Source organism: Allonocardiopsis opalescens, assembly GCF_003002095.1.
GTDB classification, from domain to species: domain Bacteria; phylum Actinomycetota; class Actinomycetes; order Streptosporangiales; family Streptosporangiaceae; genus Allonocardiopsis; species Allonocardiopsis opalescens.
The window spans coordinates 111,537-130,881 of the sequence record NZ_PVZC01000005.1 but is presented as its reverse complement, the minus strand read 5'-3'; the positions used below and the strand labels follow the sequence as shown (position 1 = coordinate 130,881).

Sequence of the window (19,345 nt, the reverse complement as noted above, 5' to 3'; positions counted from 1 at the left end):
CGGCGCCGCGATCCGCTCAGATCCGGCGGGCCCTGGCCAGCCAGGCGGGCAGCTCGCCCAGTCCGCCGTCGGGGCCGAGCACGCCCTGGTAGGTGGTGCGGCCGAGCTCCTCCAGCCGCCAGCCCGCCTCTTCGGTGAACGCGGTGCGGATCGCGTCCTCGCCGATCACCGGCCCGTAGCCGGGCCCCTCGTCGGACAGGGCCAGCACGTGCACCACGGCGCCCGGGCGGCAGGCGCGGTGCAGGCTGCGCAGGTAGGCCGCCTGATGCTCGGCGTCGAAGACGTGGAACAGGGCGCTGTCCACGACGGTGTCGAAGCGGGTCTCGCCGCCCAGGTCCAGCGCGTCGCCGACCTCGAACCGGGCCGCCACCCCCTGCTCGGCGGCCTTCGCCCTGGCCTGCTCGATCCCGACCTCGGAGAAGTCCAGGCCGAGCACGTCGTAGCCGAGCCGGGCCAGGTGGACGGTGTTCTCCCCGGTGCCGCAGCCCGGGTCGAGCACCGATCCGCTGATCAGGCCGGCCCGCTCCAGGGCGACGACGGCGGGCTGCGGGGCGCCGGTCACCCACGGGGCGGCATGGGCGCGGTAGGCGTTGTCGAACATGTCCCTGGACAGCTCGGGCAGCCCGGCGCGCGGCGCGGGCGGGGCGGAGGCGGCGGCCTCGGCGGCGGCGACGCGCTCGCGCGCCTCGGCCAGGTCGTCCTCGGTCGGCGCGTCGTCCTGGCTGAGCCGCAGCCGCCAGTGGCCGGTGAACTCGATCGAGGCGCGGTCCAGGCCGCGCTCGCCGATGAGGTGGCGGCGCAGCGTCCGGACCGTGCCCGCCTCCCCCGCCAGCCAGGCGAAGGGCCGCCCCGGCGGGAACTCGGCGGCGCGCACCGCCTCGGGGAGCAGATCGGCGCGGCCCGGAGGGACGGAGCCCCGGTGCAGCCAGCGCACCTCCGCCGTCCCCTTCGCGGCCGGCGGCAGCTCGTCCTCGGGCCCGGCCACCTCGATGAAGGCGAGGGCGGGGGTGGCGGGATCGCGCTGTTCGAGGATGGCCGCGATGGCCGGCAGCGCGGTCTCGTCGCCGGCGATCAGCAGCCAGTCGGCCGCCCTGACGGAGGCGAGCAGCCGGACCGGGCGGGCGAAGTAGGGCGAGGGGCCGAACATGCCCAGGGTGTCGCCGGGGCGGGCCGCCAGCGCCCAGCGGGTGGCCGGACCGGCGTCGGGGTGCAGCACGAAGTCGATGACGGCCTCGCCGCGCACGGGGTCGGTGGAGCGGAGGGTGTAGCTGCGCATCCAGGGCCGCTCGTCCTCGGGGATGGCGGTGAACGCCTGGTACCAGCGGGTGAAGTCGCCGGACGGCTCCGGCAGCCGGGGCTCGGCCTGGCCGGGGCGGGGGAAGTAGAGCTTCACTTCCTGGTCCGGGTCGAGGGGGGTGACTCCGGCGAGGCCGTCGCCGCTGAAGGTGACGCGTGCCAGGTGCGGCGTGATCCGTTCGGTGCCGACCACCCGGATGAGCCGGACTGGCAACGACTGCTCCATCGCAACCTTCCAAAGATAGTTGAGCTGATCGGGTCGGTTCAAGACCCGAATCAGAGGTCTAACAAATGAGGCCGCGAAAAAGTCAAGGCTCAATTCATGATCGCTTTAGTGATCTGGACCACAGTCAACGGCTGGGCGGAAGGCGGCCGGGCAGGACGGCCGGAGGTACACCGCCGGACGTCAGCGCAGGTGCTCGCCGAAGAAGGACTCGATCCGGCGCCAGGCGTCGGCCGCCGCCTCGGGCTCGGGCCCCGCGCCGGTCACCCGCAGCAAGCGGCGGATCGGGGCGGGCCCCACCTCGGCGTCGTTGAGGAAGGAGTGGCCCGCGGTGGGGTACTCCTTCACGTCGCTGACCACCCCGGCCCGGGTCAGCGCCGCCTCCAGCCGCGCCGACGCGTTGCGCAGCGAGCCGTCGCGCCCGCCGTAGCTGCCGACGACCGGGCAGGCGCCGGCCAGCGCGGTGTCGGGGTCGCGCGGCAGCTGCCCGTAGTTCACCGAGGCGGCGTCGAAGCCGGTGTTCGCGGTGAGCAGCGCGAAACCGCCGCCCAGGCAGAAGCCGATCACGCCGACCTTCCCGGTGCAGTCGGGCGAGGCGGTCAGCCAGTCGCGTGCGGCGGCGATGTCGGCGAAGGCGCGGCCGCGCCCCGACACCATCGCGCGCATCGTCGCGACCAGGCAGCGCACCGCGCCGCCCGCGCTGAACAGGTCGACGGCGAGGGTGAGGTAGCCGGCCCGGGCGAGGCGGTCGGCCTGGCGGCGGATGACGTCGTTGAGCCCGAAGGCCTCGTGCAGCATCACCGCGCCGGGCCAGGGGCCCGCGCCCTCGGGCCGGGCGAGGTAGCCGCCGAGCGGCCGGGAGCCGCCGCGTTCCGCGGCCTGCGGGGTGAGGTCGACGTCCGCCATGTCCGATCGCCTTCCTGATGCCCGCGGCCGACGGGGATGCTGCGGCCGCGCACGAAACTCTAGGGGATCACCCGCACGGCCTGCCACGGAGCGGGAAGCCGGTGCGGGCGGCCGGAACCGGCATAGCGGGAGGGGCGGGAGGGGGGCGCCGGCGCCGCGGCGGGCGGGGTAGTCTCCGAGCGGGTGTGCCGGGAAGTCTGGTCGGCGGACGCGTCGCCCTGCCATGCGAACAGGAGAGCCACCAGCCCGTGAACGCCCCCCGCCGCAGCCCCGCCTTCCGCCCCGTCTACCGCGACGCCGAGGGCGAGGCCCGCGTCCGCGAGTGGTGCCAGGCCAGGATCTCCGCCTGGCCCGAACTGCGCCCGCTGCCCACCCTCGACACCACCCTCGGCCGCACCCAGCTGTTCCGCGCGGGCGGCGGGCCGGCCACCCCGGTGCTGCTGCTCCCCGGCACCAACTTCAACGCCGCCACCACGGTCGCCGTCGCGCGCCGGCTGGCCGGCGACCGGCCGGTGATCATGGTGGACCTCCCCGGCCAGCCCGGGCTCAGCTCCGCCACCCGGCCGGTCGGCGGGCCGCCGCGCTACGCCGGCTGGCTGCGCGAGGTGCTGGCCGCCACCGCCGAGCGGCGCCTGATCGTGCTCGGCCACTCCCTCGGCGCCGCCGTCGCGCTCGCCGCCGAACCCTCGCCGCGCGTGGCCGGCCTGCTGCTGGTCAACCCCGGCGGGCTGTGCCACGCCCGGCTCAGTCCGGCGCTGCTGGGGCGCACCCTGCCATGGCTGCTGGCGCCCAGCCCCGAGCGGAGCCGCCGCCTGATCGACTTCATGAGCGGCCCCGGCGAGGTGCCCGAGGCGCAGGCCGCCGCCGAGTGGATGCAGTTGGTGGCCCGGCACTGCCGCACCACCCTGGCGCCCGCGCCGCTGCCCGACGCGTCCGTACGGGCCTGGGACGGCACCCCGCGTGCGGTGGCGACCGGCGACCACGACGGCTTCTTCCCGCCCGAACGGCTGATCGGCCCGGCCCGCAGGCTGCTCGGCGTGGGCGTGCGCACCCTGCCGGCCGCCGGGCACCTGGCACTGTACGAGCGCCCCGGCGCGGTGGCCGCGCTGCTGGCCGAACTCGACCACGGCGACACGCCGGCCGCGGACTGAGCGGGCGGCGGCGCGCTCAGCCGGCGCCGTGGAAGCGGCGGTGCAGGCGGTGCATCCGCTCGGCCAGCTCCGGTGCCGGCCCCGCCACGGCGACCCCCGGCGCGACCTGCTGGACCGGCAGCGGCCGTACCGGCCCCGGCGGGACGCCGAGCGCGGCCAGCCAGCCGGACAGCTGCTCGGAGGAGACCGCGTAGACGATGCGGCCCAGGCCGACCCAGGCGTGCGCGGCCGAGCACATCGGGCAGTGCTCGCCCGAGGTGTAGACGGTGGCGGCCGCGCGGTCTCCGGGCGCCATATTGGCCGCCGCCCAGCGGGCCAGCGCGAACTCGGGGTGGCGGGTCTGATCGCCGGAGGCGACCCGGTTGTGGTCCTCGCCCAGCAGGACGCCGTCGCCCCCGACCAGCACGGAGCCGAAGGGCTCGTCGCCCTTTGCCAGCGCCTCCTCGGCCAGGTCCGCGCAGCGGTTCAGCCAGCGCAGGTCGGTCTCGTCCAGCACGTCGCCCTCCTCGTTCCGGTCGGTCCGCGGCGTGATCACCTTACGGCGGGGCGGCCCGGCCGGAAGCGGCCGAAAAGGGTTCGACGGCTCCGCGGAGTTTTGACACAGTTCGCCCCATGACGAACGTCGACGTGGTGTCCGAGGCCGACCTGCGGCTGATGCAGGGCCTGGCGCAGCGCGTCACCGCCACCCGCCTCGACCTGGTGAACAGCGACGCCGCCTACGGGGAGCTCGCCTGGAACTGGGGCAAGGGGCACGCCGCCCGCGGCGCGACCTGGCCGCGCCGGCTGTGGTTCTCCGGCGGCGAGCTGGTGGCGTGGGCCTGGGTCGAGCTTCCGCACCAGGTGCGGCGCGGCGACGGCTCGGTGAAGGACATCACCGGCGCCTACCTGGCCTACCAGGTGCACCCCGACCACGCCGGACTGGTCGACGAGGTGATCGACTGGTACGACGCCACGGCGAAGGACCTCGAGCGCACCGTGCTGCCGAGCGCCGCCGACGCCTACGCCCTGGAGCGCTGGGCCGCCCACGGCTACCGCACCGACCCCGCCTCACTGGGCGACAACGGCTTCTGGACCCAGCTCAACCAGCGTGGGCTCGGCGAGATCGAGCGGCCGGTGCTGCCGGACGGCTTCCGCTTCCGCACCGCCGACGAGGCCGGGCCGCAGGCCGCGGTCCAGGCCCATGTGGACGCCTGGGCCCCCTCGTCGTACACGGCCGAAGCCTACGAGGGCGTACGCCGGACGGCGGCCTACCGCGGCGACCTGCACGTCCTGGTCGAGGCGCCGGACGGCACGATGGCGTCCTCCACGATCATGTGGCTGGACGAGGCGAACACGACCGCCGCCTTCGAGCCGGTCGGCACGCACCCCGGCTACCGCCGCCTGGGGCTGGCCCGGGCGATGCTGCTGCACGGCATGCGGCTGGCGCGGGCGGCCGGGGCCGAGCACATGACGGTCGTCTGCGTCGGCACGCCGGGGCGCCCCGCGGCGCGCGAGCTGTACTACGGCGTCGGGTTCACGATGGTCTCGCGCGACGCGCCGCTGATCAAGGCCGCGGCCGCGGGCTGAGGACCGGCCGTCCGGGCCGCAACGGAGCGCGTCCGGGAGCTACCCGCCCGGGGCACCCGGCAGATGGCGTTCCAGCGCCGTGCGCACGGCGGCGCGCAGCAGCCCTTCGAGGTCGTCGGGGCGGGCGGTCATGGCGGTGAACAGGATGCCGATCGTGGTCATCTCCAGCAGCAGGGCGTCCTGCCCGGAGAGGTCCACCCCGGCCGCCCGGCACTGGCGGAGGACCATGCCGGCGCGGGCGGCGGTGGCCTCGGCCAGCGGCCCGCGCAGCGCTGGTTCGCGCCGGCTCTCCAGGTGCAGTTCGAGCAGGGCGGCCGGCAGGGAGTCGTCCACGGTGAGCAGGCGGTGCAGCTCCGCGGTCAGGACCTCCTCAAGCCGGTCGGGGCCGACCGGCCGGACCATCATCCCGTCGACCTCGGCGACGACGCGGGCGGTGACCCGCTCGACGACGCCGCGCACCAGCGCCTCGCGGGTGCGGAAGTAGCGCGAGGCGGTGCCCGGAGGCGCGCCGGCGGCGGCGTCGACCGCGCGGTGGGTCAGCCCGCGGGCGCCCTCCCCGGCCAGTACCTCGATGGCGGCGTCGGCGAGCTGCTCGCGGCGTTGCGTGTTAGGCGGCGGCACGGTGCGGCGGATCCTCCTCGGCGGCTCCCTCGGCCGGTCCGCACCATTCCAGCAGAGCCGCGCGGATCGCGCCCGCGTCGACCCGGTCGGCCGCCCACGCGACGTACCCGTCCGGGCGGACGAGGGTCGCCGCCGGCCAGGCGGCCGCCTCGGCCCGCGCCGCCCGCACCCGGCCGCCCCACCCGCCCGGCGCGGTGCCGTCCCGGGTGATCAGCGCGAACCGGCCGTCGCGCAGCAGTTCGTACAGCCGGCCCCGGTCCGTGCGGCCGTCGGGGGCGCGGCGGCCGGCGGAGCGGTGGGCGCCGTCGGTGAGCGGGGGGTAGGCGAGGCCCAGCCCGCTCAGCCGGCCGAGAAGGCGCCGGCGCGCCGGGGGCGTGCGCAGCAGCGCGCCCATCAGCCCGCGGCGGACGGCCAGCCGCAGCCGTGAACCGCTCAGCGCGACGCGGGTCAGCCCGTCGGTCAGCTCCAGCACCGCCGCGCCGACAGGGCGGCGCTCGGCGTGGTAGCTGTCCAGCAGCCCGGGGCGCGCCCGGCCGTGGACGGCGGCGGCCAGCTTCCAGCCGAGGTTGACCGCGTCCTGTACGCCGGTGTTCATGCCCTGGCCGCCCATCGGCGAGCTGAGGTGCGCGGCGTCGCCGACGAGGAAGACGCGGCCGGTGCGGTACTGCCGAGCCAGCCGGCGCTGGCAGGTGAAGCGCGAGATCCAGCGCGGCTCGCCCATGCCGTAGTCGGTGCCGGCGATGCGCCGGAAGGACGCGCGCAGCTCGCGGATGTCCGGCGGGGCGCCGGTGTCGGCGCGGGTCAGCCAGGCGCCGACGCGGTACCAGCCGTCGCCGAAGGGCAGCGCCACGACCACGCCCTCGGGACCGAAGGAGTCCATGGGCGGTTCGGGCGCGTCCGGCGCGAGCCGGACGTCGGCCAGCACCATGCGCGAGGGGTAGGTCTCGCCGTCGAACTCCGTGCCGACCAGCCGGCGCACCGCGCTGTGCGCGCCGTCGGCGCCGATCACGTAGCGGGCGGGCAGCACGGCGCCGGAGTCCAGCTCCAGCCCGACCCCGCCGGCGTCCTGCTCCAGCCCGACGACGGCCGCGCCCCGGTCGACCGGCACGCCGAGTTCGCGGGCGCGCCGCTCCAGCACCTGCTCGGTGCCGTTCTGCGGTACGAACAGCAGCAGCGGGTACCGGGTGTCGAGCTCACCGAAGTCCAGTTCGGACACGTAGGCGGGCCGGACGGTGCGGAGGGCGTTCCCCACGGCCAGCAGCTCGTCGGCGAGCCCGCGTGCGTCGAGCAGTTCGAGCGCGCGGGCGTGCAGCGCGAAGGCGCGGGTGACATTGCCCCCGGCCGCCCTGCGCTCGACGATCCGGCAGCGCACCCCGGCCAGCGCCAGCTCGCAGGCGGCCATCAGGCCGCTGGGACCCGCGCCGACGATGACGACGTCGTCCATCGGGACTCCTTCTCTTCTTGCGTCGCAGCTGTGCGCTACATTCGTAGCGCTACGTTTGTAGCGTATCTGCTGCGCGGGACGGCGCCAAGGGGGTGGTGCCAGGGGGCGGAACGGGCTCGGCGCGAGTGCGTGCCGGACCCGTCCGGGAACGGCGGACGGCTCGGGGCGGAGCGCGTCATCAGCGCGACCGCGCTGGTCCACGCCGAGGAGAAGGCGAGCCGCGCGGCGTACACCCAGGTGGGAATGGGTGCGCCTTCTGACTCCTCATCGGAAGGCCCGTCTCTTTCGACGAGTGGACCGCTTTTCCGACGACTCCCCGAACACCGCGCGGTCGGCGGGTGCGGGGCGCCGGTCCGGCGGGTACCACCTCATGCGACGCGTTCGTCGCGGCGGGTGGGCGCCCCGGCGGCGGTCGCGGGTGCTCGTCCCGAGCGGTTCGCGGCCCGGTGCTGCACGTGGCTAATGGGAACGGTTATCATTCTAAATCGAGTCAAGCCCACCCGAAAAGGCGTCCGCGTCCCCGCCGGGCCCTGAGCAGAGGAAACGGTGCCCCCATGCCGCCTGCGCGAGCTGTACCGGTCATTGCCGCCGTCGCGGCGAGTCTGAGCCTGGCGGCCGCCTGCGGCACCGCCGCCGAGGACGGCGCCGAGGCGGCGGCGCCATCGAGCATCGCACCGGTGGCCGAGGCGACGCCCGTCGAACCGTCCCTGTCCATCACCGACCACGCCGGAACCGAGATCACCCTGGCGGCCGTCCCCGAGCGGATCGTCTGCCTGACCGGCCTGTGCGACGACATCCTGCTCGAACTCGGCCTGCGCCCGGTCGCGTCCACCTCCGCCGACCTGCTCGCCCTGGACGGCTACCTCGGCGAGCAGGCCGGCGAGGTCGAGACCATCGGCGGCGGCTTCGGCACCGAACGCCCCGAGGACATCGTCCGGCAGGACCCCGACCTCGTCATCGGCCTCGCCGGAGTGCACGAGCAGCTGGCGCCCGCGCTGGAAGCGCACGCCCCGCTGTGGAACCTCGACGCCTCCACCTACACCGACTCCATCGCCTACCTGCGCGACCTCGCCCGGCTCACCGGTCGCGGCGAACAGCAGGCCGCCGCCGAGCAGCGCTTCGCCACCGCCCTCACCGACGCCCGGCAGCGCGCCGAGCAGCGCGGCGCCGGAGAACTGACCGTCCTGTCCATGTACGGCGGCGTCGGCACCATCGGCGTCGACACCGACGAGGTCCTCCCCGGAAACCTGCTGGCCCAGGTCTTCCACTACCCCTGGCCGAGCCTCGGCGGCGGCTTCGAGACCGCCCAGGCCTACAGCGTCGAGCAGATCCTCGCCGAAGACCCCGACGTCATCTTCATCCAGAGCTTCGGCGACGCCTCCGTCGCCGAGGAGTACGCCGACGACCCCGTCTGGAACCAGATCACCGCCGTCCGCGACGACCGCGTCTACGAGGTCGACCCCGCCCTATGGGGCACCGGCCGCGGCACCCGCGCCATGACCCTCATCCTCGACCAGGCCATCGACCAGGCCCTGCAGTGAACAACGGCTTTGGACCGGTCGACGGCCGCCCGGCGGCAGGGTCCCGGCGCGGCGGGGCCGCCAGTTCGCTCCGGCGCGGATCCGGCGGCGCGGCGGCGCGGGTCGGCCCGGCCGATGCGGCCCTCCGACACCCGCCGTGCGCGGGCCCGTCATTGCGGCGCCTCCGGGTGAACGGTCGCTCAGGTGCTGTGGACGCTCGTGGCCGCAGGCCGGCCGGGCGCGAGCATGCGGCGGACACGGTGGCGCCGCCTCGGCGGTGCCCCTGATGCCGCCTCGGCGCGCGGCAGGGCGACGGTCCCCCGAGCCGAAGCCGCCCGCCGGGTCCGTAAGCCGTGGACGCTTCGTGCTGAGCGCGGGCGTACGCACCTGCGACCCGCCCTCGGTGCGCGGCCGCGACCATCCGAGGCCCGGGCGGCACGAGAGCGGAACCGACGCGGCCATACGGCCAGGGGAACGGCGCTCGCTGCTGTGCGCCGGGACGCTGAGCGGCCGATGCGTCCGCAGCGGCGGCGCGCGAACAGCGCGGTCCGCAACGGCCGTGCGGATGTGCGGGCTGGTGCGTCCGCCGACCGACCGCCGCTGCCGATGCGAGGGCGGAGCAGTGCGGTGAACAGGCGCAGGCGGGTGCGGTCGTGTTCGTGGTCATGAGGGTGTGGTGTTCGTGAACGGGGGACGCGTCCTCGGCGGCGGTCGGCTCCGCGGTGCGCTGAGCGGCGGAGGGCGCGGCCGCGCTGCGCCGCACGACGGCCTTGGGCGTTGGTGCGGTGGAGCGGGCGCGGATGCGCGGTTCGGCGCGGTCCTCCGGTCGGCCGGTGAACGCCCTTGCCGGGTGGGTCGGGTGGGCGAGCGGTGCGTCCTGCGGGAGACCGGTCGGCGTCGCCGGGCGGAGCGGTGTGAGCGCAGGTAGGTGGGTGTGGTCGATGGCCGGTCGTGTGGGCGTGGGTGTGAGGGGTGCGGATTGCCGTGAACGGACGATGCGTCCTCGGTCGTGGTCCGTGCCGCCGGGCGCCGCGCGGGGTCGCCGGAGCGCGGTCGCAATGGCCGGGCGGCCCGGGAGGGCGGCTCTGGGGCTTCGCGCGGGGGAGCGGGCGCGCACGCGCGGGGTCGCTGCGGCCCGTGGTCGGTGTGCGAGCGCGGCTGCCCGCTGGGGCGGTGCGGTGAGCAAGCGCAGGCGGGTGCCGTCGGTGGCCGGTCGTGTGGGCGTGAGGGGGTGGTGTTCGTGAGTGGACGATGCGTCCTCAACGGCGGTCTGTGCCGCCGTGCGCCGCGTGGTGCCGACAGGGCGCGGTCGCGCGGCCGAGCGGCGCGGTATGGCGGTTCCGGGCGCTCGTGCCGGGGAGGCAGGGAGACGTGGAGTGGCCGGTCGGCCACCGATCGCCGCTGCCGGATCGGGCGGCGTGAGGGCGGGGCGGTGGGGTGAGCGGGCGCACGTTGACCGGCCGGGCGGACGAGGCCGTCGCGGGGGCGGCCCGGTCGCGCGGCGAGGTGCCCACCCTGCTCGCCGCCGGGGGGATGTTCGCGCTGCTGCTGGGGCTCGGCGCGGTGGCGCTGTCGCTGGGCGAGCCCGTGATCGGCGTGCACCGGCTCCCGGCGGTGCTGGCCGAGGGAGACGGGCTGGCGTACGTGGTGCTGTGGGAGCTGCGGCTGCCGCGGCTGATCGTGGCGGTGCTGGCGGGCGCGGCCGTCGCGGTGGCCGGGCTGCTGATGCAGGAGGCGCTGCGCAACCCGCTGGCCGTGCCCGAACTGCTCGGAGTGTCCGGCGGCGCCTCGCTGGTGATGGCGATGATCGTGGTGTGGGGGCTGCCGGTGCCGCTCGGCCTGCACCCGGCGGCCGCGCTCGGCGGTGCGCTGGCGGGCGGGGCGGTCTGCCTGGCGGCGGCCCGGCTCGGGCGCGGCGCGGAGTCCGTGCTGCTGATCGGCGCGGCCGCGTCGACGGCCGTGCAGGCGCTCACCCTGGCGGTGCTCTCCACCGCGAGCCGGCTGCAGTACGACAGCCTCTTCCGCTACCTGGTCGGCAGCCTGACCCGGATGACCTGGGAGCACGTCGCCCAGCTGCTGCCGTGGACCCTGCTGGCCGTCCCGCTCACGCTGCTGGCCATGCCCGTGCTCGGGCTGCTGCGGCTCGGCGACGACGCCGCCGCGTCGCTGGGCGTGCGGGTGGGCTGGGCCAGGCTCGGGCTGATCGCGCTGGCGGCGCTGCTGGTGGCCGGGGTGGTCGGGCCGTGCGGGCCGATCGCCTGGGTCGGCTTCCTGGCGCCGCTGCTGGCCCGTCGGCTGCGTCCGTCCGCCGACGCTCGCGGCTGGCTGCCGTGGACGGCGCTGATCGGCGCGCTCGTCACCCTCGGCGCCGACCAGGCGGCCCGCCTGGTCTTCGCCCCCGTCGAGACGCCGCTCGGGGCGTGGACCGCCGTGGTCGGCATCGGGACCGGGCTGGTGCTGCTGCGCCGGTCGGCGCGCCCGGCCCCGGCCGCGGCCGAGGAGGTGGCGCGGTGAGGCGGCGCGTACGGGGACCGGTGGTGGCCGCCGCGCTCGCGGCGGCCGCGGCGCTGTGCGCGCTGGCGAATGTGCTCGCCTACGGCGACATCCCGGCCGGGGTGGTCGCCGACGTGCTCGCGGGCGAGCGCTCCGGACAGCAGGCGCAGATCATGTGGACCCTGCGCTTCCCGCAGGCCGCCACCGCCCTGCTCGTCGGCGCGGCGCTGGGCGTGGCCGGGCTGGTGCTCCAGCTCGTGCTGCGCAACCCGCTGGCCGCGCCCGAACTGACCGGGGTGAACCCCGGGGCCGTCCTCGGGCTGCTGCTCGCGCTGGTGCTCGGCCTGACCGACGCCGCGTCGGCCGCGGGCGCGCTGACCGCCGCCCTCGTCGGCGGGCTGGCGGGCGGTGCGCTGACCTGGCTGCTGGCGCGCGAGCACGACTCCGCCCAGCTCGTCGTGTACGGGCTGCTGTGCTCGGCACTGCTCACCGGCCTGACCACCATGCTGCTCGCCTACCAGCCGAGCCGCTTCGGCAACGCGCTCCGGTGGCTGGTCGGCTCGGTCGAGGGCCGCACCTGGGACCACCTCGCGGTCGCCGGGCCGTGGATCGCGGTGGCGCTCGGCTGCGTGTGGTTGGGATCGGCGGCGCTCGGCGTCCTGGGCGCCGGGGACGACCACGCCGCCGCCCTCGGCCTGCCCGCCGCCCGCGCACGGGGCGTCGCCCTCGCGGGCGCCGTGGCCCTGGCGGCCGGGGCCGTCGCCCTGGCGGGCGCGGTGGCCTTCGTCGGCCTGGTCGTCCCGCACCTGGCCAGGGCCGCCGCGGGCTCCGACCCGAGGTTCGGCGTACCCGCCGCCGCCGCGCTGGGCGCCGCCGCGGTGACGGGCGCGGACGCCCTCGCCCAGCTGGGCAGCCGCTGGCTCGCCGCCGAGGTGGACGGCCAGCGCCTCGGCCTGCCTACGGGCGTCGTCACCGCCGTCCTCGGCGCGGCCGCCCTGGTCCTGGTGGTCCGCCGAGGCGGCCGCGGAGCCGCCATGGAAAGGACGGCCACATGACCTCCGACCACCGGACGGGCCGACCGCCCGGCCAGGTGATGGCCAGGACCGCCCGTGACCTCATCCTGTCCCGGTCCGGCCCGTCGACCGAGGCGGCCGACACCGCTGACCCTCACGCGCCGGACGGAACGGACGCGGGCGCGGACGCGGCGGCGCGGCGCGGGACCGACCGCGCACCGGCACCGTACCCTGCGGCGGCCGGTGGGCCGAGGGCCGACGTGCCAGGGTCCACGAATGGCCCGGTGACCTCTGGACCCACGCCATTGCACGCCGAACAGCGTGGTGACGGCCGTACCCGGTCGAGCGTGTCGGCGCCGTCGCCGGGCTCCGGCGCTCCCGTGGCCGCACGCGTGTCGTCCGTCGAAGCGACGGCCGGGTCCGGAGAGAGCCGTCCCGGATCCGCGCCGCCCGGACCCGATGCGGTTGGGCCGGCGGACGGAGTGGACGCGGGGGCGGCGAGCCCCCGGTCGGCCACGGGCGCCTTGCTCGTGGTGCGGAACGGGAGTGGACCGGGCGGACCACCGGCCGCCCCGGTGGCCGGTGAGTCGGCGGCGGATGCGCCGGTGCCCTCGACCGGGCCGCCGACTTCTGGAAGCCCGCGCTCCGGCGGCGAGGAAGCCGGTGGCCGCCGCACCCGATCGGGTCCTCGCGCTTCCTTGAGCGGGTGCGTGCCGTCCGCTGGGGCGGCCGCCGCGCTGGACGAGGGACGCGGGACGGCCGCGCCGATCGAGGTGTCTGACGCGGGCGCCTGCTTCGATTTGAGCGCGAGCTTGCAGAGCGCTCGGCCGGTCATACCGGCGGGCCCGGCGATCCGGAGCGGGACCGGTCCGGGAGCGCCGTCGGTGCCCCCCGAAGTCGCGCCCTCCGGCGCGAAGTATGGCGGCGATCGAGCTTCGTCCGACCCCGGTGGTGATCTGACCGAGGGGACTTCGGGCTCCGAGGCGGGGCCGATCGGTGCGGAGCGGCAAGGGGATGCCGTGCTGCTCGGCGCCGGTGACGCCCATGCGCCGGATCGAGCGAATATCGGTATGGAAGGGAATGAGTTCGGCGCGGGAGTGCGCCAGGCGGCGCGGAGCAGCACCGACCCGACCGGACCGGCGGCGGACTCGTCGAGGTCCACGAACGCTTCGCCGCCCTCCGAACGCTCGCCGCTCACCGCGAAGCAGCGTGGCGGCCTCGGCGCCCGGTCGAGTGCGTCGGCGCTGTCCGCGGGTGCCGGTGGTGGCCTGAGCGGTCGCACGGCGTCCACGCCGATGGCCGCCGTGCCGGGAAAGGGGCGGGGAGCCGCGTCGAGCGGGGCCATCGAACTCCAGGTCTCGGACGGAGTGGACGCGGGTGCGGTCAGAACCCGGCTGAACCCGGGTGCGGGTCTCGCGACGCGGAACGGGGTCGTCTGCGGAGGGCCGCCGACGACCTCCGGAGTCGCGGCCGCCGGCGCGGAGGAGTGCCGTGGCGCCCGGGTGCGGTCGGGGGCGGCGGCGCTGTCGGTAGGTGCCGGTGACGCTCGGAGCGGGCGCGCGTCGTCCGCCGGGGGCGGCCGACGCGGAGAGCGGCGGCGGGGAGCCGCGCCGCGCTCGACCGTCGGTATCCCGGCGCCGGATGGAGCGGACCATCTCGCGGAGAGGGCGCGGTCGGACCGGGGCTTGGCGGCGTGGAGCGGGACCGCTCCTGCGGGGCCGTCGACGGCTCTGCCGACGTGTCCGAACCGTCCACCGGCCATCGAACGCACGCGGTCCGGCGGGGTGCGGTGGGCTGGCGACCCTGCTCGGCCGGGCATGTCGACGCCGCCGGTGCACCGGTTGATCGCCCGGTCGGGTGCGTGTGCCGCGTCGCGGCGGTGGCCGGGCACGAAAGGGCGGAGCGAAGCGGGCGGGATCCGGTGGCCGGAGGCTTCCGGTGCGGAGGGAGTCGTCTCAGGGGCGGCGCGGCTTCGTGCCGTCGCGGCGGCGCCGTCCGGTGGCGAACGGCGTGGGGAGGATGTGCGTGATGGCGGATGAGACGCTCGTCGGCGCGGACGGCCGACGAACGGACGCCGGTGTGCCGGTCCGTGATTCGAACAGGTCGCCCTCGCCGGTCACGGCTGGGGCGCACGGGCCGGGCGGCCCGCGTGAGCCGGTGTTCGAGGTGGCCGACGTCGCGTTCGGGTACGCGGGGCGGCCGGTGCTGGACGGGGTGGATCTGACGATCCGCGCGGGCGAGACGGTGGCGCTCGTCGGGACGAACGGGTGCGGCAAGAGCACCCTGCTGCGGCTGCTGGCCGGACTGCTCAGCCCCGACCGGGGCGCCATCGAGCTGCAGGGTCGGCCGCTGCGCCGGTTGTCGCGGCGCGAGATCGCGCGGCGGGTGGCGGTGCTGCACCAGTCGCTGCCACCGGTGCCCGGCCTGACCGTGCGGCAGCTGGTCCGGCAGAGCGCCTACCCGCACCGGGGGCCGTTCGGGATGCTGGTGCAGGGGGAGTCGGCCGAGATCGACGCCGCCCTCGACGCCGCGGGCGTGACCGGGCTGGCCGACCGGGTGCTCGACACTCTGTCGGGCGGTGAGCGGCAGCGCGTCCGCGTCGCTCTGGCGATCGCGCAGCGCACCCCCGTACTGCTGCTCGACGAGCCGACCGCCCACCTCGACGTGCGCCATCAACTGGAAGTGCTGACCCTCGTCCGCCGCCTCCGCGCCGAACGCGACCTCACCGTCGTGTACGTCCTCCACGAACTCGACCACGCCGCCCGCTTCACCGACCGCATCGTCGCCCTCGCCGACGGCCGCGTGGCCGCCGACGGCCCGCCCACCGACGTCATCACCCCGGACCTGCTGGCGCGGGTCTTCGGCGTCTCCGGCCGCGTCGTCCACGATGACCTGCACGGCACACCCCGCTGCCTCCTGGACGAACCGCTGTGAGGTGAAGGCCCGCGCGGGTGCGGGCGGATCGCGTTTGCAGGTGGGCATGCCGACGGGCGGCGGTGCCCGCGCTGAGGGCTCCACTCGGGAGTCGGCGGCGGGCGTCTTGGGTCGTCGCACGTCATTTCGTCCGTGATGGTCTGCACGGCGCGCCCCGCTGCCCTCTGGACGGGCGTTCTGCCGTGTGGCCGCTGCCGTCTGCCGTTGGGGGCTCACGCGGGAGGCGTCGGTGGGCGTCTTCGGTTTCTTCGATCGCGTTGTCCGCGATGGTCAGAGCGGCACCCCGCCGCCTTCTGCGCGAATCGCTGTGAGGTGAAGGCCCTCGGGTGCGGGGGAGCGCGTCTGCAGGTGAGCATGTCAAGGGCGGCGGTGTCCGCGTGGCGGCATTCGGTGGGTGTGCTCGGTGGCTCCGCTCGCCTCCGCTGTGCTGAACCGGAGGGCACGTCCCGCTGACCGCCGGCCGAATCACTGTGGGATCGGTCTTGGACGGCCATCGTGAGCGGGAGTCGTGACGAGGCGGCATGGGACTCGGCACCCGTCGGAATCTGCGCGGACGGGTCGGGGGTGTGCTTCGACGCGTGGGTCGGCGGTGCTGCTCATGGGGCCCGTCGGCGGAACCGGGAGCGAGGACCGGCGCCGGGCGGGACCGGCGCCCGGTCGCCGCTCGGCCTCGGCGGACGGGAGCGGGCCGGGCGGGCATGGTCTCAGCCATCGCCCAGGGCCAGGGCGTGGACCAGGCGTGCGGGTGTGCCGTTGTCCGGGTGGGGGATGGCGCCCGCGTCGATCCAGCAGCCGATGGGGCGGGCGGCGCGGCCCGCCTCGGTCGCGGTGAGCCAGGCGGCGTGGACGGCGCGTGCGGCGGTGGTGTACGTGTGCAGGGTGTGCTGGATGCACGCTTCGGGGGCGGCGAAGACGAGGAGGAGCGCGTCGGCGGCGGCGCAGACCGGCTGACCGCAGGAGCGGTCCGCCAGCGCGCGGGCCGCGGCCGGGTGCGCGCGGGGGCGCAGCAGAGCGGCGCGGGCGCCGACGTGGGCGCGGGCCGCCGCCAGTACGTCGGTCCAGTCGGATTCGGCGGCCGTGGCGATCCGTTGCCAGGGGGCGCTGCTGCGGGCGAGCAGCGCCGCGGCGGTGAAGGCGGGCCCGGTGGCCGAGGACCAGCTGTGCGCACCGGGCGGTGCCGTCGCGGCCATTCGGGGCGGATCGGGGGCGGCCAGCCGCGACAGTGCCGCCGCGACCATCCGGTGCGCCGACTGGGCGGCCGCGATGACCGAGCGCGGTTCCGCCTCGGGGCGGACGCCCGAGTCGGCGCGGCGGGGCCCGGTGAGGTCGACGGGGCCGCCGAGGTGCACCGCCGCGAGTGGGAACTCGGGTGCGGTGCCCGGCCAGCGGACCGCGCCGTCGTGCCACGGCAGTGCGGCCGGCGCCGCCAATCGCTCGCCCGGTACGCCGAACTCCGCGACCGCGTGCATGCCGAGCGCACGTGCCGCGGCCAGAAGGGACGCGACGGCGTGCCCGAGGTCGAGCAGCAGCACCGGGAGTGAGCGCGGCCCGTACCGCCAAGTCGTGCGGGCCGGGAGCAGTGACAGCACCAGGGTGGTGCCTCCTGCGGCCGTGGTTCGAGCCGGTGCGCCTTCCTCGGCGGGCTCTCCTTCCGTATCGATCGGTGCGGTGCTCGGCGGCGGGCCGGGTACCGCTCGGGGCGGTGTGTGCGCGTATGTGTCGGCGGCCGGGGCGTCCGCTCGGGTCGGATGGGACGCGCACGGGGCGGCGCCCGAGACCCCGGGGCGGGTCACGGCTTCCGTCGCGCCCGCGCCGCCCGGATCGGATGTGGTGCCGGCCGCACCGGGTGAGGCGGCGCGACTGAGGACCTGAGGCTCCTCTTCCGCGTGTGGGGGGCCAGGGCACGCCGTCGGGGCGGGGTGCGTGCTCGGAGGCGGGAGCTGTGCGCATCCGTGGGGCGGCGCGGGGACCGGGGCGGTGAGCGCGTGTGCGACGGGGTCGTAGCGCCAGGCCGTGCCCGCGCACACGACGTGTGCCTCGACCGGGTACCTGGCACCCGCCGACGGTACGCGCCGCAGGCGCACTCCGGTGACCTTGCGCGCGGGGTCGCCCGCGAGCGCGAGGTCGAGCAGGCCGCCGAGGCCGGGGTCGGGCAGCCGCGGCAGCGGCACCGCGGTGGCGGACCAGCGGCGGCGCGCGGCCGGACGGCGTTCGGGGACGGGCGGGCCGGGATCGGCTCCGGACCAGGCGGCGTGCAGTGCGTGCGCGACGGGGTCGTCGGTGGTGAGGGCGGCGCGGCCGCTGGGCGGTGGACCGGCCGTGGGGACGGGTCCGCGCGGGCGGCCGGTCACAGGAACGGCGGGGGTTCGAGGAGCAGGCCGGACGGGCCGTGCAGCGGGTCGGCGCCGAGTGTCCAGCCGCGCGCCGTGATGGCCTGCCGCCAGCGGGGCAGGCCCAGGTAGCGGAAGGCGGCGGGGGCGTTGGGCACCAGACCCGTGGCGCAGACGCGCACCACGCGCAGCGGGGTGTGCGCGACGTCGGGCGTGGTGAGGTCGACTTCGGCGATCCGGCATCCGGCCGCCGTCAGGGCGGCGCGGAGGTCGGAGGTGCGCTGCGCGTCGTCGGTTCCGGCGGCGCCGCCCGCGAGGTCGGCGGCGGCGAGGGTCGTGTCGGGTTCGGTGAAGCGGTGCAGCAGGCCCTCGCGCAGGCGGGGGTCGAGCCAGACCTGGACCTGGGCGCCGAGGTCGCGTACGCGTCCGAAGTGGGTGCCGGTGTCGTCGAGGTAGCGCCGGTCGGCGCGGAACGGCAGGTACAGGCCCTCGGCGAGCACACCGCTGTCGACGGCCTGGAAGACCCAGCCGTCGGGGTCGAGCAGGCCGAGGGTGAACACCCAGGTGTGCACCGCTTCGAGTACAGCCTTGGCGCACGCCTCGGCCGGGTCGAAGCGCGCGGCGGCGCCGCCGCCGACGATGCCGGTGTCGGGGTCGACCACGACCGCGGCCACGCAGGTGACCGGATACTCGGTGGGCAGCTCCACCAGGTGGGTGCGCAGCCGGGTACCGGCCAGGTCGGCGGCGAGGCCGGGGACGGAGTCGAGGGCGATACCGGTGGTCGGACCGTCGAGGTGCCACCAGAGTTCGAGCGCGTCGCGCTCCAGCAGTTCGAGCAGGGCCCGGCGGGCGGCGTCGGCGCGGTCGGTGCCGGTGGCGATGCCCGCGTAGTTGAGGTGGTGCAGCCGGGGCAGTCGACGGCGGCAGCCGGTGGCGTGGTTGAGGTACACCCAGGACGCGGGCAGCCAGCACGGTTCGCCGTCCTCCTCACCGCGGACCCACGGCAGCCCGACGTCGTCGCTGAACGGCTGGTACGGGAATCCGGGCTGCTCGTGCTGCCACGGTGCGAAGAACGGGAGGTCGGCGGGGCCGAAGTGGCGGACGCCTTCGCGGGCGAGGCTTGCCGCGCTGCGGATGGGCAGGTCGGGTGGGACGCGGTTGCCGCAGTAGCGCTCGACGGCCTCGCCGAGCGCGGCGGTGCGCGCTCCGTCGGCGTCGCCGAAGGTGGTGCCCAGGCTGACGCGGTCGGCCGGCCAGGCCCCCAGGCGCCGCGCGTCGGAGACCTCGGCGGTGACGCCTCGGTAGCGGGGGGGCTGCCCCTCGACGGGCGCGACGTCGACAAGGCGGCGCACGATCCCGGTGAGCGGGTCGATGAGGGTGCTGGGGGCGAGGGGTGAGGTGCTGGGGGACATCGTGCCGGTGGGCATCGGGGTCTCCTTGGCTCCAGGCGGCCGTGGCCGCGATCTCCGCGCCCGTGGGCGCCTGCGCTGCAACCATGCCCGAACCGGCGCCGCGGTGCTTTCGGCTGTCCACAGGCCGGCCGGCCGCAGCGAGTTATCCACAGATTCGCCGCGCCGGCCGCGGTGCGCACGTTCGGGACGAAAGGATTGGTGCAGGGGTCGTCCCCCCAGGGAGGGCGGGGGACTGCGTGGGGCGGGGTGGCGAGGGTGTGCACGAATCGACGGGGGTGCGGTGGATGCGCTTGTGGGCTTGTGGCGGGTCGTTTGGGCGGGTCACGGGCCATGCGGACGGGTGCGGGGTGTGCGGGCCGGTCCCCGACGCGTCGGGGATTGGCCACGTGAGCGGCTGCGGAGCTGGCGGTGGGGTCGGTGCTCGGGGACGTGGGGA

13 protein-coding genes are annotated in these 19,345 nt (G+C 76.4%); 6 read left to right on the top strand and 7 right to left on the bottom strand.

Features of this window, described 5'->3' with window-relative positions; genetic code table 11:
* Nucleotides 1-16: 16 nt before the first annotated feature.
* Both CLV72_RS17530 and CLV72_RS17525 read right to left on the bottom strand, forming a co-directional pair.
* Nucleotides 17-1,510 (bottom strand): SIP domain-containing protein, encoded by a 1,494-nt coding sequence (locus tag CLV72_RS17530; RefSeq protein ID WP_245930279.1) that lies wholly within the window; start codon nucleotides 1,508-1,510, stop codon nucleotides 17-19.
* A 192-nt stretch (nucleotides 1,511-1,702) separates the two neighbouring features.
* The gene (locus CLV72_RS17525; RefSeq protein WP_106247406.1) at nucleotides 1,703-2,425 is read right to left on the bottom strand and encodes a dienelactone hydrolase family protein; all 723 of its coding nucleotides are present in this window, start codon (nucleotides 2,423-2,425) and stop codon (nucleotides 1,703-1,705) included.
* A 248-nt stretch (nucleotides 2,426-2,673) separates the two neighbouring features.
* Between CLV72_RS17525 and CLV72_RS17520 the strand changes: the two genes are divergently transcribed.
* Nucleotides 2,674-3,576 (top strand): alpha/beta fold hydrolase, encoded by a 903-nt coding sequence (locus CLV72_RS17520; RefSeq protein WP_106247404.1) that lies wholly within the window; start codon nucleotides 2,674-2,676, stop codon nucleotides 3,574-3,576.
* Between the two features lie 16 nt (nucleotides 3,577-3,592).
* Here CLV72_RS17520 and CLV72_RS17515 read toward each other — a convergent pair whose 3' ends face one another.
* Entirely contained in the window at nucleotides 3,593-4,072 is a 480-nt protein-coding gene (locus tag CLV72_RS17515) for a nucleoside deaminase (protein WP_211302928.1), read from the bottom strand.
* A gap of 116 nt (nucleotides 4,073-4,188) precedes the next feature.
* Between CLV72_RS17515 and CLV72_RS17510 the strand changes: the two genes are divergently transcribed.
* Nucleotides 4,189-5,142, top strand: a complete 954-nt coding sequence (locus CLV72_RS17510) for a GNAT family N-acetyltransferase (protein WP_106247403.1) — start codon at nucleotides 4,189-4,191, stop codon at nucleotides 5,140-5,142.
* 39 nt (nucleotides 5,143-5,181) lie between these two features.
* Here CLV72_RS17510 and CLV72_RS17505 read toward each other — a convergent pair whose 3' ends face one another.
* Together CLV72_RS17505 and CLV72_RS17500 are read right to left on the bottom strand one after the other, a co-directional pair.
* Nucleotides 5,182-5,763 carry a TetR/AcrR family transcriptional regulator gene (locus CLV72_RS17505; RefSeq protein ID WP_106247400.1) on the bottom strand — a complete coding sequence of 194 codons (582 nt, stop codon included), beginning with the start codon at nucleotides 5,761-5,763 and terminating at the stop codon, nucleotides 5,182-5,184.
* A complete protein-coding gene (locus tag CLV72_RS17500; protein ID WP_106247397.1) occupies nucleotides 5,750-7,207 on the bottom strand; it encodes an FAD-dependent monooxygenase in 1,458 nt (485 codons plus the stop codon). Before CLV72_RS17500 ends, CLV72_RS17505 begins: the two co-directional genes overlap by 14 nt.
* A 554-nt stretch (nucleotides 7,208-7,761) precedes the next feature.
* Here CLV72_RS17500 and CLV72_RS17495 point away from each other — a divergent pair.
* The 4 genes from CLV72_RS17495 to CLV72_RS17480 all read left to right on the top strand — a co-directional run bounded on the left by CLV72_RS17495 (nucleotide 7,762) and on the right by CLV72_RS17480 (nucleotide 15,167).
* On the top strand, nucleotides 7,762-8,748 hold the full coding sequence (locus tag CLV72_RS17495; RefSeq protein WP_106247394.1) for an ABC transporter substrate-binding protein: 987 nt from the start codon (nucleotides 7,762-7,764) through the stop codon (nucleotides 8,746-8,748).
* 1,416 nt (nucleotides 8,749-10,164) lie between these two features.
* Complete coding sequence (locus CLV72_RS17490; protein ID WP_211302927.1) at nucleotides 10,165-11,241, top strand: FecCD family ABC transporter permease; 1,077 nt, start codon at nucleotides 10,165-10,167, stop codon at nucleotides 11,239-11,241.
* On the top strand, nucleotides 11,238-12,275 hold the full coding sequence (locus CLV72_RS17485; protein WP_211302926.1) for a FecCD family ABC transporter permease: 1,038 nt from the start codon (nucleotides 11,238-11,240) through the stop codon (nucleotides 12,273-12,275). Before CLV72_RS17490 ends, CLV72_RS17485 begins: the two co-directional genes overlap by 4 nt.
* 1,986 nt (nucleotides 12,276-14,261) lie before the next feature.
* Entirely contained in the window at nucleotides 14,262-15,167 is a 906-nt protein-coding gene (locus CLV72_RS17480) for an ABC transporter ATP-binding protein (RefSeq protein ID WP_106247388.1), read from the top strand.
* A gap of 704 nt (nucleotides 15,168-15,871) precedes the next feature.
* Here the strand turns inward: CLV72_RS17480 and CLV72_RS17475 are convergent.
* Nucleotides 15,872-16,756 carry a hypothetical protein gene (locus CLV72_RS17475; protein WP_106247385.1) on the bottom strand — a complete coding sequence of 295 codons (885 nt, stop codon included), beginning with the start codon at nucleotides 16,754-16,756 and terminating at the stop codon, nucleotides 15,872-15,874.
* Nucleotides 16,757-17,514: 758 nt separating this feature from the next.
* Nucleotides 17,515-18,924 (bottom strand): YcaO-like family protein, encoded by a 1,410-nt coding sequence (locus CLV72_RS17470; protein WP_211302925.1) that lies wholly within the window; start codon nucleotides 18,922-18,924, stop codon nucleotides 17,515-17,517.
* Nucleotides 18,925-19,345 lie beyond the last annotated feature (421 nt).

Bases quoted from the DNA above. Each gene is read 5' to 3' on its own strand.
- CLV72_RS17525 (WP_106247406.1), bottom strand. From the start codon at position 2,425: ATGGCGGACGTCGACCTCACCCCGCAGGCCGCGGAACGCGGCGGCTCC.
- CLV72_RS17510 (WP_106247403.1), top strand. From the start codon at position 4,189: ATGACGAACGTCGACGTGGTGTCCGAGGCCGACCTGCGGCTGATGCAG.
- CLV72_RS17500 (WP_106247397.1), bottom strand. From the start codon at position 7,207: ATGGACGACGTCGTCATCGTCGGCGCGGGTCCCAGCGGCCTGATGGCC.
- CLV72_RS17495 (WP_106247394.1), top strand. From the start codon at position 7,762: ATGCCGCCTGCGCGAGCTGTACCGGTCATTGCCGCCGTCGCGGCGAGT.
- CLV72_RS17480 (WP_106247388.1), top strand. From the start codon at position 14,262: ATGGCGGATGAGACGCTCGTCGGCGCGGACGGCCGACGAACGGACGCC.
- CLV72_RS17470 (WP_211302925.1), bottom strand. From the start codon at position 18,924: ATGCCCACCGGCACGATGTCCCCCAGCACCTCACCCCTCGCCCCCAGC.